General features: G+C 61.6%; 11 protein-coding genes. 9 read left to right on the forward strand and 2 right to left on the reverse strand.

Features of this window, described 5'->3' with window-relative positions; all coding sequences use genetic code 11:
• The first annotated feature begins 81 nt into the window (after nucleotides 1-81).
• From BM116_RS02195 to yaaA, 9 genes are all read left to right on the forward strand, one after another.
• Entirely contained in the window at nucleotides 82-1,884 is a 1,803-nt protein-coding gene (locus BM116_RS02195) for an acyl-CoA dehydrogenase (RefSeq protein ID WP_083728451.1), read from the forward strand.
• A gap of 176 nt (nucleotides 1,885-2,060) precedes the next feature.
• Entirely contained in the window at nucleotides 2,061-5,474 is a 3,414-nt protein-coding gene (gene mscK, locus BM116_RS02200; RefSeq protein WP_083728452.1) for a mechanosensitive channel MscK, read from the forward strand.
• A 76-nt stretch (nucleotides 5,475-5,550) separates the two neighbouring features.
• The gene (efpL, locus tag BM116_RS02205; protein ID WP_083728453.1) at nucleotides 5,551-6,117 is read left to right on the forward strand and encodes an elongation factor P-like protein EfpL; all 567 of its coding nucleotides are present in this window, start codon (nucleotides 5,551-5,553) and stop codon (nucleotides 6,115-6,117) included.
• Between the two features lie 104 nt (nucleotides 6,118-6,221).
• On the forward strand, nucleotides 6,222-7,361 hold the full coding sequence (locus BM116_RS02210; RefSeq protein ID WP_083728454.1) for a PepSY-associated TM helix domain-containing protein: 1,140 nt from the start codon (nucleotides 6,222-6,224) through the stop codon (nucleotides 7,359-7,361).
• Nucleotides 7,358-7,540 (forward strand): hypothetical protein, encoded by a 183-nt coding sequence (locus tag BM116_RS02215; protein WP_083728455.1) that lies wholly within the window; start codon nucleotides 7,358-7,360, stop codon nucleotides 7,538-7,540. The genes BM116_RS02210 and BM116_RS02215 overlap by 4 nt, the downstream gene beginning before the upstream one ends.
• Before the next feature lie 50 nt (nucleotides 7,541-7,590).
• Nucleotides 7,591-8,247: an alpha/beta hydrolase gene (locus BM116_RS02220; RefSeq protein WP_083728456.1), complete on the forward strand. Its 657-nt coding sequence runs from the start codon at nucleotides 7,591-7,593 to the stop codon at nucleotides 8,245-8,247.
• Nucleotides 8,248-8,368: 121 nt separating this feature from the next.
• The gene (rhlB, locus tag BM116_RS02225; protein ID WP_235846675.1) at nucleotides 8,369-9,898 is read left to right on the forward strand and encodes an ATP-dependent RNA helicase RhlB; all 1,530 of its coding nucleotides are present in this window, start codon (nucleotides 8,369-8,371) and stop codon (nucleotides 9,896-9,898) included.
• 412 nt (nucleotides 9,899-10,310) lie between these two features.
• Complete coding sequence (locus BM116_RS02230) at nucleotides 10,311-11,693, forward strand: PhoH family protein (protein ID WP_083728458.1); 1,383 nt, start codon at nucleotides 10,311-10,313, stop codon at nucleotides 11,691-11,693.
• A 316-nt stretch (nucleotides 11,694-12,009) separates the two neighbouring features.
• Complete coding sequence (gene yaaA, locus BM116_RS02235; RefSeq protein WP_083728459.1) at nucleotides 12,010-12,786, forward strand: peroxide stress protein YaaA; 777 nt, start codon at nucleotides 12,010-12,012, stop codon at nucleotides 12,784-12,786.
• A gap of 25 nt (nucleotides 12,787-12,811) precedes the next feature.
• Here the strand turns inward: yaaA and BM116_RS02240 are convergent, their stop codons facing one another.
• Both BM116_RS02240 and BM116_RS02245 read right to left on the reverse strand, forming a co-directional pair.
• Nucleotides 12,812-13,666, reverse strand: a complete 855-nt coding sequence (locus tag BM116_RS02240) for an alpha/beta fold hydrolase (protein WP_083728460.1) — start codon at nucleotides 13,664-13,666, stop codon at nucleotides 12,812-12,814.
• 51 nt (nucleotides 13,667-13,717) lie between these two features.
• Nucleotides 13,718-14,491, reverse strand: coding sequence for a class II aldolase/adducin family protein (locus BM116_RS02245; protein ID WP_083728461.1), 774 nt, complete (start codon nucleotides 14,489-14,491; stop codon nucleotides 13,718-13,720).
• Nucleotides 14,492-14,626 lie beyond the last annotated feature (135 nt).

Consider the following 14,626-nt stretch of genomic DNA (forward strand, 5'->3'; position numbering starts at 1 on the left):
CCTATCAAGGGCATCAATGGCCGTTCCCTGAGTGAAACCGACTCAATACACTGCCCGGCGATTACTTCTGAGGTGACCGACATGTCCGAACTGCTGATTGACCAACGTAACCTGGCGTTTGAACTGTATGAGGTGCTGGACGCCGAGGCGCTGACCCAGCGCCCGCGCTTTGCCGATCACAACCGCGAAACCTTTGACGCGGCCATCGGCACAGCCCGCACCATCGCCGAAAAACTGTTTGCCCCGCACAACCGCAAGAATGACGAGAACGAGCCCAAGTACGTCAACGGCGCGGCAGAGCTGATCCCGGAAGTCAAACCGGCGGTTGATGCTTTCCTTGAAGCCGGCTTTCTGAACGCAACCCGCAGCTTCGAGCAGGGCGGCATGCAGATGCCCAACCTGCTGTCGCAGGCCTGCTTTGCGCACTTCCAGTCTGCCAACGCCGGGACCTCGTCCTACGCGATGCTGACCATGGGCGCCGCCAACCTGATCGAAAGCTTCGGCACCGAAGAGCAGAAAGAGCGCTACCTGCAGCCGATGATCGACGGCCGCTTCTTCGGCACCATGGCGCTGACGGAACCGCATGCGGGCTCCTCGCTGTCCGACATCCGCACCAAGGCCGAACCGGCCGGTGACGGCACCTACCGCCTGAAGGGCAACAAGATTTTCATCTCCGCTGGCGATCACCCGCTGTCGGAGAACATCGTGCACATGGTGCTGGCCAAGCTGCCCGACGCGCCGCCCGGCGTCAAAGGCATCTCGCTGTTTATCGTGCCCAAGTTCCTGGTCAACGACGACGGCTCCCTCGGTGAGCGCAACGACGTGACTCTGGCCGGCCTGTTCCACAAGATGGGCTGGCGCGGCACTACCTCGACCGCACTGAACTTCGGCGACAAGGACAACTGCGTCGGCTATCTGGTCGGCAAGCCGCACCACGGCCTGTCGTACATGTTCCAGATGATGAACGAAGCACGTATCGGCGTTGGCATGGGCGCGGTCATGCTCGGCTACGCCGGCTACCTGTACTCACTGAACTACGCCCGCGAGCGTCCGCAGGGTCGTCTGCCCGACGGCAAGAACCCCAGCGCGCCGCAGGTCTCGATCATCGAGCACGCCGACGTCAAGCGCATGCTGCTGGCGCAGAAAGCGTATGTTGAGGGCGCGTTTGACTTGGGTCTGTACGCCTCTCGCCTGTTCGACGACACCGAGACGCTGGACACCGAAGAAGAGCGCAAGAGCGCACTGCAGCTGCTTGATCTGCTGACACCGATCGTTAAAGCCTGGCCGTCTGACTACTGCCTCAAGGCCAACGAACTGGCGATCCAGATCCTCGGCGGTCACGGCTATACCCGTGAGTACCCGGTCGAGCAGTTCTACCGCGACAACCGCCTGAACCCGATCCACGAAGGTACCAACGGCATTCAGTCGCTCGACCTGCTGGCCCGCAAGGTCACCATGAACGGTGGCGCGGCGCTCAAGCAGCTATCTGGCATCATTCAAAGCTGCTGCAAACGCGCAGCCGATTACAGCGAGCTGAACGAGCTGCGTGAGCCGCTGGAAAAGCTGCACGCGCACATCGGCAGCGTCACCATGGCCCTCTTGGGCGACATGGGTCAGGGCAGGGTCAACGAAGCACTGGCCAACTCCGCGCTGTATCTGAAGGCCTTCGGCCACATGGTGATCGGCTGGCGCTGGCTGGAGCAGGCTATCAAGGCGCAGCAGGGCCTGGCTGCCGGCAACCAAGCCGACACCGCGTTCTATCAGGGCAAGTTGCAGGCCGCCCGCTACTTCCTGCGCTGGGAAGTGCCGTCCTGCCACCACGACCTGAACGTGCTGGAAAACCGCGACCTGACCTGTTTCGACATGCAGGACAGCTGGTTCTGATCAGCGCGTGACCGCCCCGCCGCTTGCGGCATCTCAACAGGCCACCTTCGGGTGGCCTGTTGCGTTTATGGAACCCGCAACCGCCTGCGCGGTCGGCTTTCCAATCCCAGCCGGGAAAGCTAACCTTGGGAAGCGCTGATGTGCCGCGCCTTCTCTACCTTGTCAGGAACACCCATATGCTGCGTTTTTTTGTGCTGTTGTACTGGCTGCTGTTGTCCTCTTGGGCGCTGGCCCAGCAGGCGCCCTCAGCCGAGGACCTCGACAAGCGCATTGAAGATATCAACGCCAGCATTGAGAGCGTCAATAACAGCAGTCTGCCGGAGGCAGAAAAGCGCGAACTCAGTGAAACCTACCAGAACACCCTGAGCTTCATGCGGCAGACCCAGCAGACCGTGCAGGAGCAGGCCGACCTGCAGGAGCAGCTGGCCGATGCCCCGCGGCAAACGCAATCCATCCGCGCCGAATTCAATCGCCTGTCCAAGGCCGACGGCAATGCCAGCCGTGAGCAGCTGGAGCGCCTGGATCTGGGCCAGCTGGAAACCCGACTGAGCGAGCAGGTCAGTCAGATGTTTACCTGGCAAAATGAGCTGACCGCCGTTAACGGCCAACTCATCTCGGCGCAAACGCGTCCCGAGCGCACTCAGGCCAATGTCTCGGAAAACCAGCGCCGCAGCCAACAGCTCAACGAGCAACTGCGCAGCCTGCAACGCCAATCGCCAACCCAGCTAACCCGCGCGCGCATCGATCTAATACAAGCCGAGCTCGACTATCTGACGGCGGACAGCGAACTGATGCGACAGCGTCTGGCAGGCAACAGCGCACTGCAGGATCTGGCCAGCCAGCAAAAGAACCTGCTGAACCTGCAAATTCGCCGGATTGAGGACGAGATACGCCTGCTGCAAAGCGTGGTCAACGACAAACGTCAATCCGCGTCGGAGAAGGCAGTAAGCGAAGCCACCCTGCCCGAGGAGCTGGGGCAGAACAAGGTGTTGCAGGGCCAGAGCAGCATCAACCGCCAGTTGAGCGAGGAGCTGCTCGACGCTACCCGTCAGATCGGCATTCTGACGCGCGACAATATCGAGACCAAACAGCAGACCGAGCACCTGACTCAGATCGACAAGGCGCTGGAGCAGCAGATTGAAGTACTCGAAGGCAGCCTGCTGCTCTCACGTATTTTGCACCAGCAGAAAAGTGAGCTGCCCCGGGTAGAGACCGACAAGAACCTGGCCGATCAGATTGCCGACCTGCGGCTGCGTCAGTTTGAACTCAACCAGCTCACCCAAAGCCTGGCCAACCCTGACGCCTACCTAAATGAGTTGCTGCTGAAACTACCGGTACGTCAACGCGACACCCTGCGCCCGGCACTGGAGCAAATGGTCAACGCGCGAGTCAACCTGGTCGGGCAACTGGACAACAACATCAACACCCTGATCAATCTGGGCATCACCCTGCAGATAAACCAGCGCCAGCTGCAGCAGTTGAGCAGCGACCTGCGCCGTACCATCGACGATCAACTGTTCTGGGTTGCCAGCAGCCGCCCAATCGACAAGGCCTGGCTGCTGGAGCTGCCGGCCAGCGCCGCCGATCAGTTCAACCGGCTAGATCTGCCCCAACAAGCCCGCAACCTGCTCAATAATCTTAAGACCCACCTGATCTGGTGTCTGGTCGGGCTCGTCGCGCTGGCGATCCATCTCTGGCGCCGGCCCATGCTGTTGCAGCGTATCAACACGCTGCATGACGAGGTCGGTCATTTTCGCCGTGACACGCCCTGGCACACCCCGCTGGCACTGCTGTTGACCGCCATACGGGTATGCAACGTGCCACTGCTGCTGGCAGCCATTGCGCTGGTTATTCAGCTCGACAGCGAGCGTGGCATGCCGATCCTGAGTGGTGCCCTGTTCAACCTGTCATTGGCCTGGTTTGCCCTGCATCTGATGTACCGGGTATTTGACCCCCGCGGCATTGCAACGCGCCACTTCCACTGGGACGCCGATCTGGTGCACCGGCTGCGCCGGCTGGTACGCAACCTGGCCTGGGTGTTGTTGCCACTGGTGCTGGTCTTGGGCCTGCACGGCAGCATGCCGGAGTATGTCGGCAGTGACGCACTGGGGCGCTCGGGCATGCTGGTTGGCATGGCGGCGCTGGCCTTTCTGCTTGGCCGTTTCATGCTGCGCAGCCAACCGCTGTATAGCTCGCGCATTGTTCACTATCTGGCCAGTGCGCTGCTTATTCTCACCCCGCTGGCGCTAGCGGGCATGACGCTCTGGGGCTACCACTACACCGCCGTCAAGCTGGCCGAGCGCTTTATCGACAGCCTGTATCTGATCGTGCTGTGGATGCTGGTAGAAGGCACCGTGGTACGTAACCTGAACGTTGCCGGCCGGCGCCTGGCGTATCAGCGCGCCGTAGCCAAACGCGAAGCTGCCCAGGCGCGCGAGGGCCAGCAGGAGAGCGAAGTCGCGGTCGAGATTCCGGAAATGAACCTGCAACAGATCAACCAGCAGTCTCTGCGTCTGGCCAAACTGACGCTGCTGATCCTGTTTGTCATCGCGCTCTACTTCACCTGGGCTGACCTGATCAGCGCCACCTCCTATCTGGAATCCGTCACTCTCTGGCACTACGAGGGCTCAGGGCTGAACGCGGGCGAGGCGGTGCCTATCAGCGTGGGCGACATTCTTGGCGCGCTGGTGACGGTTATTCTGACGCTGACGCTGGCTCGCAACTTGCCGGGTCTGCTGGAGATTCTGGTGCTATCGCGCCTGGAGCTACGCCAGGGCAGCAGCTACGCCATTACCACCCTGCTCAGCTATGTGATCGTCGGCTTTGGCCTGGTGTCGTCACTGTCAACCCTTGGCGTCAGCTGGGACAAGCTGCAGTGGCTGGTCGCCGCGCTCGGTGTTGGTCTGGGTTTTGGCTTGCAGGAAATCTTCGCCAACTTCATCTCCGGCCTGATCATTCTGTTCGAGCGCCCGGTACGTATTGGTGACGTGGTCACCATTGGGCCGCTGTCGGGCACCATCAACCGCATCCGCATTCGCGCGACCACCATAACCGACTTTGACCGCAAGGAAATCATCGTCCCGAACAAGAACTTCGTGACCGAGCAGATCATCAACTGGTCACTGCAGGACACCATTACCCGCGTGATTATCAAGGTGGGCGTGGCTTACGGTTCGGATGTCGCCCTGGTGCGCAAGCTGTTGATGCAGATCGCCCAGAACAACCCCCGCGTACTCAAGGACCCGGAACCGCTGGTGTTCTTCCTAAACTTTGCCGAAAGCACGCTGGACCATGAGCTGCGCATTCACGTCAAGGAACTGGCCGACCGCAATATGGCAATTGACGAGATCAACCGCGAGATCGACCGCCTGTTCAAGGAAAACGGCATCGAGATCGCCTTCCGTCAGCTGGACGTCAACCTGCGTACCAGCAAGGGGCTTGAGAAGCTGGTGCAGAGCTATCGCATTGACGAAAAAGGCAGCGCCAACGTTGCCGCAGAACCGGCTCGCCCGGCAGCCGCACAGGACCCGATCACCCCCGGTGACCAGGGCGACGGCGCCGCTGGCCCGGACGATCTGTCACCGCGCTGAGCGCCGCGAGCCGGCGCTTGCCGGCCAATCGCGACGCCCGGCACAATAGCGCCTCTTCAACCCTGAGTGTGCTCTCATGCCCAAAGCCGCGGACCTGAAAAAAGGCCATATCGTCCAGATCAACAGCCAGCCCTATATCGTCAGTCAGATTGAGGTCAAAAGCCCCTCCTCGCGCAGCGGCACTACGCTGTACAAGGTGCGCTTCAATCACGTACAGACCAAGCAGAAGCTCGACCAGAGCTTTACCGGCGACGACGTGCTGACCTTTATCGACTTCCAGAAGCGCCCAGTGCAGTTTCTCTATCTGGACGCCGACGGCTACACCTTCATGGATAACGAAGACTTTGCTCAGTTCGCCCTGAACGCCGAGCAACTGGAAGAGCAGTTGCCCTACCTGCACGATGGCATCGAGGGCCTGTATGGCCTGCTGGTCGAAGGCAACCTGGTCGGCATCGAGCTGCCCGCGGTGGTAGAAATGGCCATCGAAGAAACCCCGCCCGCCATCAAGGGCTCCTCCGCCAGCGCCCGCACCAAGACCGCACGCTTTGCCACCGGCCTGGAAATCCAGATTCCCGAGTATCTGGAAACCGGCGAAGTGGTGCGCATCAACACCGAGTCCGGCAAATTCATGTCCCGCGCCTAATCGCCCCCAAACACCGCTGCATGAGCCTGCAGCGGTTGCGCTTGCCTGAACACTGAAACAGAATACGACGAATTTTCATTTTCACGCACCGCAAGCGCCGCGCCATGAACGTCAAACTCTGGTTTCTGATCCACAAGTGGACCAGCCTGGTCTGTACCCTGTTTCTGCTCATGCTCTGCATCACCGGGTTGCCGCTGATCTTCCACCATGAGCTGGAGCACCTGCTGGAGGATGAGGTAGCAGCCCCGGCCATGCCGGCCGACACGCCCATGGCCAGCCTCGATGCGCTCAGCCAGAGCGCGCTGGCCGCTCGGCCCGGCGAGGTTATTCGCTTCATGTTCTGGGACGAGGAAGACCACCCGCATCAGACCTTTGTGTCCCTGGCACCAGCTCAAGACGCCAAAGCCGAGGACGCCCGCACGCTGGTGCTGGACTCACGGACCGGCGACCTGCTGGACGAGCCCGGCCCGCCCGGCGGCTTTCTGTACATCATGTTCAAGTTGCACGTAGACCTGTTCGCCGGTCTGCCCGGCATGCTGTTTCTCGGGTTCATGGGGCTGCTGTTTGTCGTCGCCATTATCTCCGGCGTGGTGCTCTACGCTCCCTTTATGCGCAAACTGGACTTTGGCACCGTGCGCCGTGAGCGCAGCAGCCGCCTGAAGTGGCTCGACCTGCACAACCTGCTTGGCGTGGTCACGCTGGTCTGGGCCTTGGTTGTGGGGCTGACCGGCGCAATCAACACACTCAGCCCGATCGTGGTCGGGCTGTGGCAGCAGGGCCAGTTGGCGGCAATGACCGCCGACTACGCCGGGCGCCCGGCGCCAGAGCAAATCGGCTCGGTACAACAGGCGCTGGATACTGCCAGCGCCAACGCCGAAGGCATGCACCTGAGCCTGATCGCCTGGCCCGGCAGCCAGTTCAGCAGCCCGCACCACTACGGCGTGTTCTTTCGCGGCGATACCCCGTTGACCTCCAGACTGCTGCAGCCGGTGCTGGTGGACGCCAGCGCTGGCCACGCGCTGGAGCCTGAAGCCCTGCCCTGGTACGTGCAGACCCTGCTGCTGTCGCAACCGCTGCACTTTGGCGATTACGGCGGCATGCCGCTGAAAATCATCTGGGCGCTGCTGGACATCGTCACTATCGTGGTCCTGATCTCCGGCCTCTATCTGTGGCTGGGGCGTCGCACTAGCGCCGCCCGCCGGGTAGAGGAGATCAACAACGGCGGACAGGAGGCGCAACCATGAACCGCTCGCGCCGAACGCTCTGGCAGGTTTTTCGCGCCCCGCTGCTGCTGGCCCTGCTCAGCGTGGTTGGGCTGGTGGCCGCGCTGGTCGGCGACGGCCTGCTGAACCTGCTGTCCTGGCTTACCCTGGGCAGTACGCTGCTGGTGATTGCGTGGTACTGGAGCCGACGCAGCGGTTAAACTGCTCGCTTTGACCGCCAAGCAATCTGATCACCGACGAGGGAGCCGCCATGTCGCCGCATATCATCGAACCCGCCAGCCCTGCCAGCCGAGCCGTTATCTGGTTGCACGGCCTGGGCGCCGACTGCTACGACTTTGTCCCGGTGGTCGAGGCACTGCAACTGCCAGACAACCACGGCATTCGCTTTATCTTCCCGCAGGCACCGACGCGTCCGGTCACCATCAACGGTGGGTTTCCCATGCCCAGCTGGTACGACATCCTCGGCGTGTCGCCCGCCCGCGCCATCAACCAGGCGCAGCTGGATGAATCCATCGCCCTGGTACGCCAACTGATTGATGAGCAATGTGCCCAGGGCATCGCGCTGGAAAATATCGTGCTGGCGGGGTTCTCCCAGGGCGGCGCGGTCGTGCTGTGCACCGCCGTCAGCAGCCGGTTGCCGCTGGCCGGCGTCATGGCGCTGTCCACCTACGGGCCAGACCTCGACCAGTTGCTGCAACGTCACCCGGTAGAACACCCGCTGTCGCTGTTCCACGCCCACGGCCGCTTCGACGAGGTGCTGCCACTGACCATGGGCCGCGAAGCGCATGACCTGATGCAGGCCGCCGGGCACCAGACCAGCTGGCATGAGTATGCGATGGCGCACGAGGTCTGCATGCCGGAGATTACCGACATTCGCCAGTGGCTGGTCGCGCAGCTCGGTCTCTAGCGTCTTTTGCCGTTGGTCCGCCCACCGGCAACTGTTCAAAAAACAACCGCAAGGCTTCGCTATCGCACGGCCTTGCATTACACTGCCTGATCTTCAATTTCCATGTAGTCGAGACATGCCTGTGCTCAAAGCGCTGAAAAAGCTGATCAGCAAACCAGAAGAACCGGCCCAGAAGCCGGTCGAGCAGACACCCCGTCAGGCCCCCGCCACCGCCGCGGCAAAGCCGGACAACGCACCCTCACAAGCCCGCAAGCCGCGCCAGGCAGAGCGCCAGCGACCGGCCAAACCCAAGCCGGCGCCAGCCAAGCCATGGAGCATCAACGACTTTCAGGTGCCCGCCGCCGAAGGCAAGAGCCGCTTTCACGACTTTCCGCTGCCAGACAGCCTGATGCGCGCCATTCAGGATCAGGGCTTCAGCTACTGCACGCCGATTCAGGCTGCCGTGCTGGGCAGCACCCTGCGCGGCCACGACGCCATCGGCCGCGCCCAGACCGGCACCGGCAAGACGGCCGCCTTCTTGGTCTCGACCATCACCCAGCTGCTGGAAACACCACCGCCGGATGAGCGTTTCATGAGCGAGCCCCGCGCGCTGATTATCGCGCCCACGCGTGAACTGGTGATGCAGATCGCCAGTGACGCCGAAGGCCTCACCAAGCATTGCCCGCTGAACGTCATGACCTTTGTCGGCGGCATGGATCTGGACAAGCAGCTCAAGCAGCTCGAACAACGCTATTGCGATATTCTGGTCGCCACCCCGGGCCGCCTGCTGGACTTCTGCAACCGTGGCGAGGTGCACCTGGACCTGCTGGAAGTACTGGTACTGGACGAAGCCGACCGCATGCTCGATATGGGCTTTATCCCGCAGGTGCGTCAGATCATCCGCCAGACCCCGCGCAAGGGCGACCGCCAGACGCTGCTGTTCTCCGCCACCTTCAGCGACGACGTCATGAACCTGGCGCGCCAATGGACAGAGAATCCGGCCGTAGTCGAGATCGAGCCCGAGCGCCCGGCCTCCGAGAACGTTACCCAGAAGGTCTACGCCGTCAGCAGCGCCGACAAGTACAAGGTCCTCTACAACCTGGTTACCCAGCTGGAGCTGGACCGCGTGATGGTGTTTGCCAACCGCAAGGACGAAGTACGCCGCGTGCAGGAACGCCTGATGCGCGACGGCATCAACGCCGCGCAATTGTCCGGCGACGTACCCCAGCAAAAGCGCGTACGCACCCTGGAGAACTTCAAGAGCGGCAAGCTGCAGGTGCTGGTCGCCACCGATGTCGCCGGGCGTGGCATCCATATCGACGGCATCAGCCACGTGGTCAATTACACCCTGCCGGAAGACCCGGAAGACTACGTGCACCGTATCGGCCGTACCGGCCGCGCCGGCGCCAAGGGCACGTCCATCAGCCTGGCTGGTGAAGACGACGCCTTCCAGGTACCGCCGATCGAGGAGCTGCTAGGCAGCAAACTTGAGTGCATCCCGCCGGAGGAGCGCTTCCTCAAGCCGGTGCCGAAGCGCCAGCAAAGCGCCGAGGAAAAGGCCGCCACCGACGCCAATGAAGCCGAACAGGCCGCAGCCGCCGCTGCCGCCCGCCGCCGCTCCGCTGGCAGCAACAGCCGCCGCGGCGGTGGACGCCCGCAAGGTCGTCACTGAACCGGAGCACGTGTAAGGACACAGCCGTAGGGACACAGCATGCTGTGTCCGCAGCCCCCTTGCGGACGCGACATGTCGCGTCCCTGCGCATATCCGCATAGCGGCCACTGCCAGCCAGAAAGCTGACCATTCGGCCAAAAAAAGCGGCCACTTTTCAGTGACCGGGCCAATGACTATATCGCGCCCTTTTACCCCCTGCCCAGCCCCTTTGGTCAATTTCAGGCTTTTTTTATCACATGCGTTTTCCACGCTTGTGAAAGTCATTCTCTTTACGTTATACGTCGAACAACCGGCCCACGCTGCAGGGTGATCCCTTGATACCCGACGGTGCTGCGAGCCGGCCCAGTGGACTGCCAGGCGCAGCCAATGCTGCCTGATACAGTCGCGTCACCGGCACTGCGAGGTACAGCATATGGAAGCGTGCGGACCGACCGAGCACACCTTCTACGTTCTTGATACCAACGTCCTGATTCACGACCCCAACGCCCTGCTCAACTTCGAAGAGCACCACGTCATCATCCCGATGACCGTTCTGGAAGAACTCGACAAGCTAAAATCCGGCAAATCCAGCACCGCAGCAGACTGTCGTCAGGCCATTCGGCTGATCGACAAGACCCTCGGTGACGCACCACCCGACCAGGTAGAACAAGGCGTCCCCATCGAGCGTGGCAAGCTTGGCCCCAACGGCACCCTCGCCATCCTCATGGACAAAGCCCCCATCCCCGCCCACTGCCTGCCCAACGACCTCAACGACAACAAGATTATCAACCAGCTTTGCCAACTGCAGTCACGCTACCCCGACGGCCGTATCGTGCTGGTGTCCAAGGACATCAACATGCGCCTGAAGGCACGCGCCTGCGGTATCGATGCTGAGGACTACCACACCGACCAGTTGCTGGATGACATTTCCCTGCTGGCCCGTGGTTACCATGAAATCGAAGGCTCGTTCTGGGATCGCGTCGCCAAGGTCGAAACCCGCCAGTTGACCGGCCAGACCGTGCACGAAGTGCAACTGACCGACAACCTGCCGGCGCTGCACCTCAACGACTTCATCATTGATGACCAGGGCTTTATCGGCTGGGTCAAAGCTATCGAAGGCGACAAGCTGACGATCCGCGACCTGCACCAGGAGCCGATGCTGCATCAGGAGTGCTGGGGGCTGCGCCCACGCGACATCTTCCAGGCACTGGCGATGTACGCCCTGATGGACCCGGACATCCATCTGGTCAACCTCACCGGCGCCGCCGGCTCGGGCAAGACCATTCTGGCGCTGGCGGCCGCCATTGAGCAGACCATGGTCACCAAAACCTACCGCCGCATCATCGCCACCCGCAGCACCCAGGGGCTGGACGAGGACATTGGCTTTTTGCCCGGTACCGAAAAGGAGAAGATGGAGCCCTGGCTCGGCGCGATCACCGATAACCTTGAAGCCCTGCACATGGACGACGAGAGCACCCACGGCAGCGTGGAATACATCCTCGACCGCGTGCCGCTGCAGTTCAAATCCCTGAACTACATCCGCGGCCGCAGCTTCCAGCAGAGCTTCATCCTGATCGATGAAAGCCAGAACCTGACCCCGCACCAGATCAAGACCATCATTACCCGTGCCGGCAACGGCTCCAAGGTGATCTGCCTGGGCAACCTGGCGCAGATCGATACCCCGTACCTCAACGCCACCAGCTCAGGCCTGACCTATCTGACCGAATGCTTCAAAGACTTTCCCCACGGCGTACACATCCACCTGCAGGGCGTACCGCGCTCAGCACTGGCTGAATACGCAGAAACACACCTCTGACCGGAACGCCCCGGCCACCGGCCGGGGCGGGCTGGAAGCTGGAAGCTGGAAGCTGGAAGCTGGAAGCTGGAAGCTGGAAGCTGGAAGCTGGAAGCGCAATCAGATTGGGGCAGCTACATGCTCGTCAAGCCATAACTGCGGAGTACGACCAAAAGCCCAACTTCGGAAGCCCCCCGGACTACTTCAAGCTTCTACCTTCGAGCCTCCAGCCCAAAGCGCCAGCTTTGCACCGATAGCCCCTCTCTATACAACCCATTACCCATCGCGCCGTCACTTTCCGTCATAATGCGCGCTCCACGCTGACAGGAGTACGCCCATGCTGATGGTGATTTCCCCCGCCAAGACCCTTGATTACGACACCCCACCGGTGATCGAGCAGAGCACGCAACCGCGCTTTGTCGAGCACAGCGTTGAGCTGATCGAGGTGCTGCGTGAAAAGTCGCCACAGGATATCGCCAAGCTGATGTCGCTGTCGGACAAGCTGGCCAGCCTCAACGTGGCGCGCTACGGCAGCTGGGAGCGTGAGAGCACGCCGCAGAACGCCAAACAGGCGCTGCTGGCGTTCAAGGGCGATGTGTACACCGGCCTCAATGCCGAAGACTTCAGCACTGATGACTTTGCCTTTGCCCAGCAGCACCTGCGCATGCTGTCGGGCCTGTACGGCCTGCTGCGCCCGCTGGACCTGATGCAGCCCTACCGGCTGGAAATGGGCACCAAGCTGGCCAACCCGCGCGGCAAGGATCTGTACACCTTCTGGGGCGAGCGCATCAGCCAGTGGTTGAATGAAGACCTGGAAGCCCAGGGCGATCAGGTACTGCTCAACCTCGCCTCGCAGGAATACTTCGGCGCGGTCAAACCCAAGGCCCTGAACGCACGCGTTATTGATACCGTGTTCAAGGATCAGAAAAACGGGCAGTACAAGATCATCAGCTTCTACGCCAAGAAGGCCCGTGGCCTGATGGCGCGCTACGTGATCAAGGAACGGCTGCAGGACCCGGAAGGCCTGAAGGATTTCAATCTGGACGGTTATCGCTTTGACGCCGCCAGCAGCAGCGAGAACCAGCTGGTGTTCCTGCGCGACGAGCAGGCCTGAGCAGTCAATAAACAACAACCCCGGCTCAAGCCGGGGTTGTTGTTTCAGCCGGTTGGTCCACCCGCTGCTCGCGAAAAGCCAGGTAGTGCTCCAGCACCAGCTCCGGCGCCTCCACCTGCGGGTAATGGCCGATATGCGGCAACAACACCGTGTCCGGATCAGGGATCAACTGGCGGTAGCGCTCCACCATGTGTGCGCCAGACACCGGGTCCACCGCGCCATCAATCACCCGCAAGGGCAAGCGCGTCGCCTGCATAGCCGCTACCCAACGGTCACGGTGCACGCGACGATCGGCCATGTAACGAATCAGCAGGTACATGATCCTGGGCCCCTGATTGAACTCGATCATGCGCCAGAAGGCATCAAGCTCGTGCTCATCCGGTTGCGTCTGCGGGCCGAAGATATTGCCGAAGGTGCGTGCCATTCGCTCGCGGTTGTAGAGTCTGCCAATCAGCGACCCGATCGGGCTCATCAACAGCTTTTGCAGCAGCACCGGATGATGGGTTTCCGGAAACAGCCCGCCATTGAGGAAGCACATCGAGCGCAAAAAGCCCGCGCCGCCCTCATGTCGCGCCAGCAGCTCCTGCGCAACGCTGTCGCCGTAATCGTGCGCCAGCACGTGATAGTCAGCGATCTGCAGGTGCGCCATCAGCGCCTGCTGCAGGTCTGCCTGATCAATCAGGTCATAGGGGTAGCCGCGCGGCTTTTCAGAGAAGGCAAAGCCGATCATGTCCAGCGCTATCACCCGGTAGCGCTTGGCCAGCGCGTCCCAGAGGTAGTGCCAGTCCCATGACCCGGACGGGAAGCCGTGGATCAGCAGGAGCGGCTCACCCGCCCCTGCTTCCCACCAGCGGATCTGATGACCGCGGTAACGGAACATCCTTCCCTGGGCGAGCCAGTCGTCCAGGGAAATACCGTTAAGCGCCACGCCTCAGGCGTCGTAGCCCGGGTTTACCCGGTCCAGCTTGCGCAGCAGCGCCGGCCAAGCGATGCCGGCGCCGGCGCCGTTGGTTGCCTTCTTCATGGAGGCGGCCGCACCGTCCAGCACCGCCTGCGGAATCGGGATCAGCTCTGCGTTCTGGGCCTGTGCACGCACCTGGATTTCACAGCAGCGCTGCAGCGTGTACATGGTCAGGAAGGCGTCTGCTACGGATTTACCACAGGTCAGCAGACCGTGGTTGCGCAGCACCAGGTTGTTGGCGCGGCCCAGATCCGCCTGCAGGCGCGGCTTCTCTTCTTCGTTCAGCGCGACGCCTTCGTAGTCGTGGTAGGCCAGGCTGCTGAGGACGAAGATGGACTGCTGGGAGATCGGCAGAATGCCTTCTTTCTGGGTGGATACCGCAATACCAGCGGCGGTGTGCGTATGCATGACGCAGTTGGCGTCGTGACGCACTTCGTGAATCGCGCTGTGGATGGTGAAGCCAGCCGGGTTGACGTCGTAGGGAGACTCTTCAACCTTGTTGCCCTGCAGGTCGATCTTGACCAGGTTGGACGCGGTTACTTCTTCGAACATCAGGCCATAGGGGTTGATCAGGAAGTGCTCGGTACCCGGAATCTTGGCAGAGATATGGGTAAAGACCAGATCATCCCAGCCGTACATGGCGATCAGGCGGTAGGATGCGGCCAGCTCGACGCGGACTTTCCACTCTTCGGCACTAACCTTGTTCTTCAGGCTGATCTCGGACAGCGAGTGCACTGCGTTCATCGGGGTAACCCTCTATTGTTGGAATAATGTATTTGGCCCGGTGGGACCGCTAACGCTACAGGACATCCCCACTGTGCTGCGGCATACTGTGGAGCGTTCGGTATGAGGGGAGTCTAGACCGTGACGGCAAAGCGG

Origin of the sequence: Halopseudomonas pachastrellae (assembly GCF_900114765.1) — a bacterium.
Lineage (GTDB): Bacteria > Pseudomonadota > Gammaproteobacteria > Pseudomonadales > Pseudomonadaceae > Halopseudomonas > Halopseudomonas pachastrellae.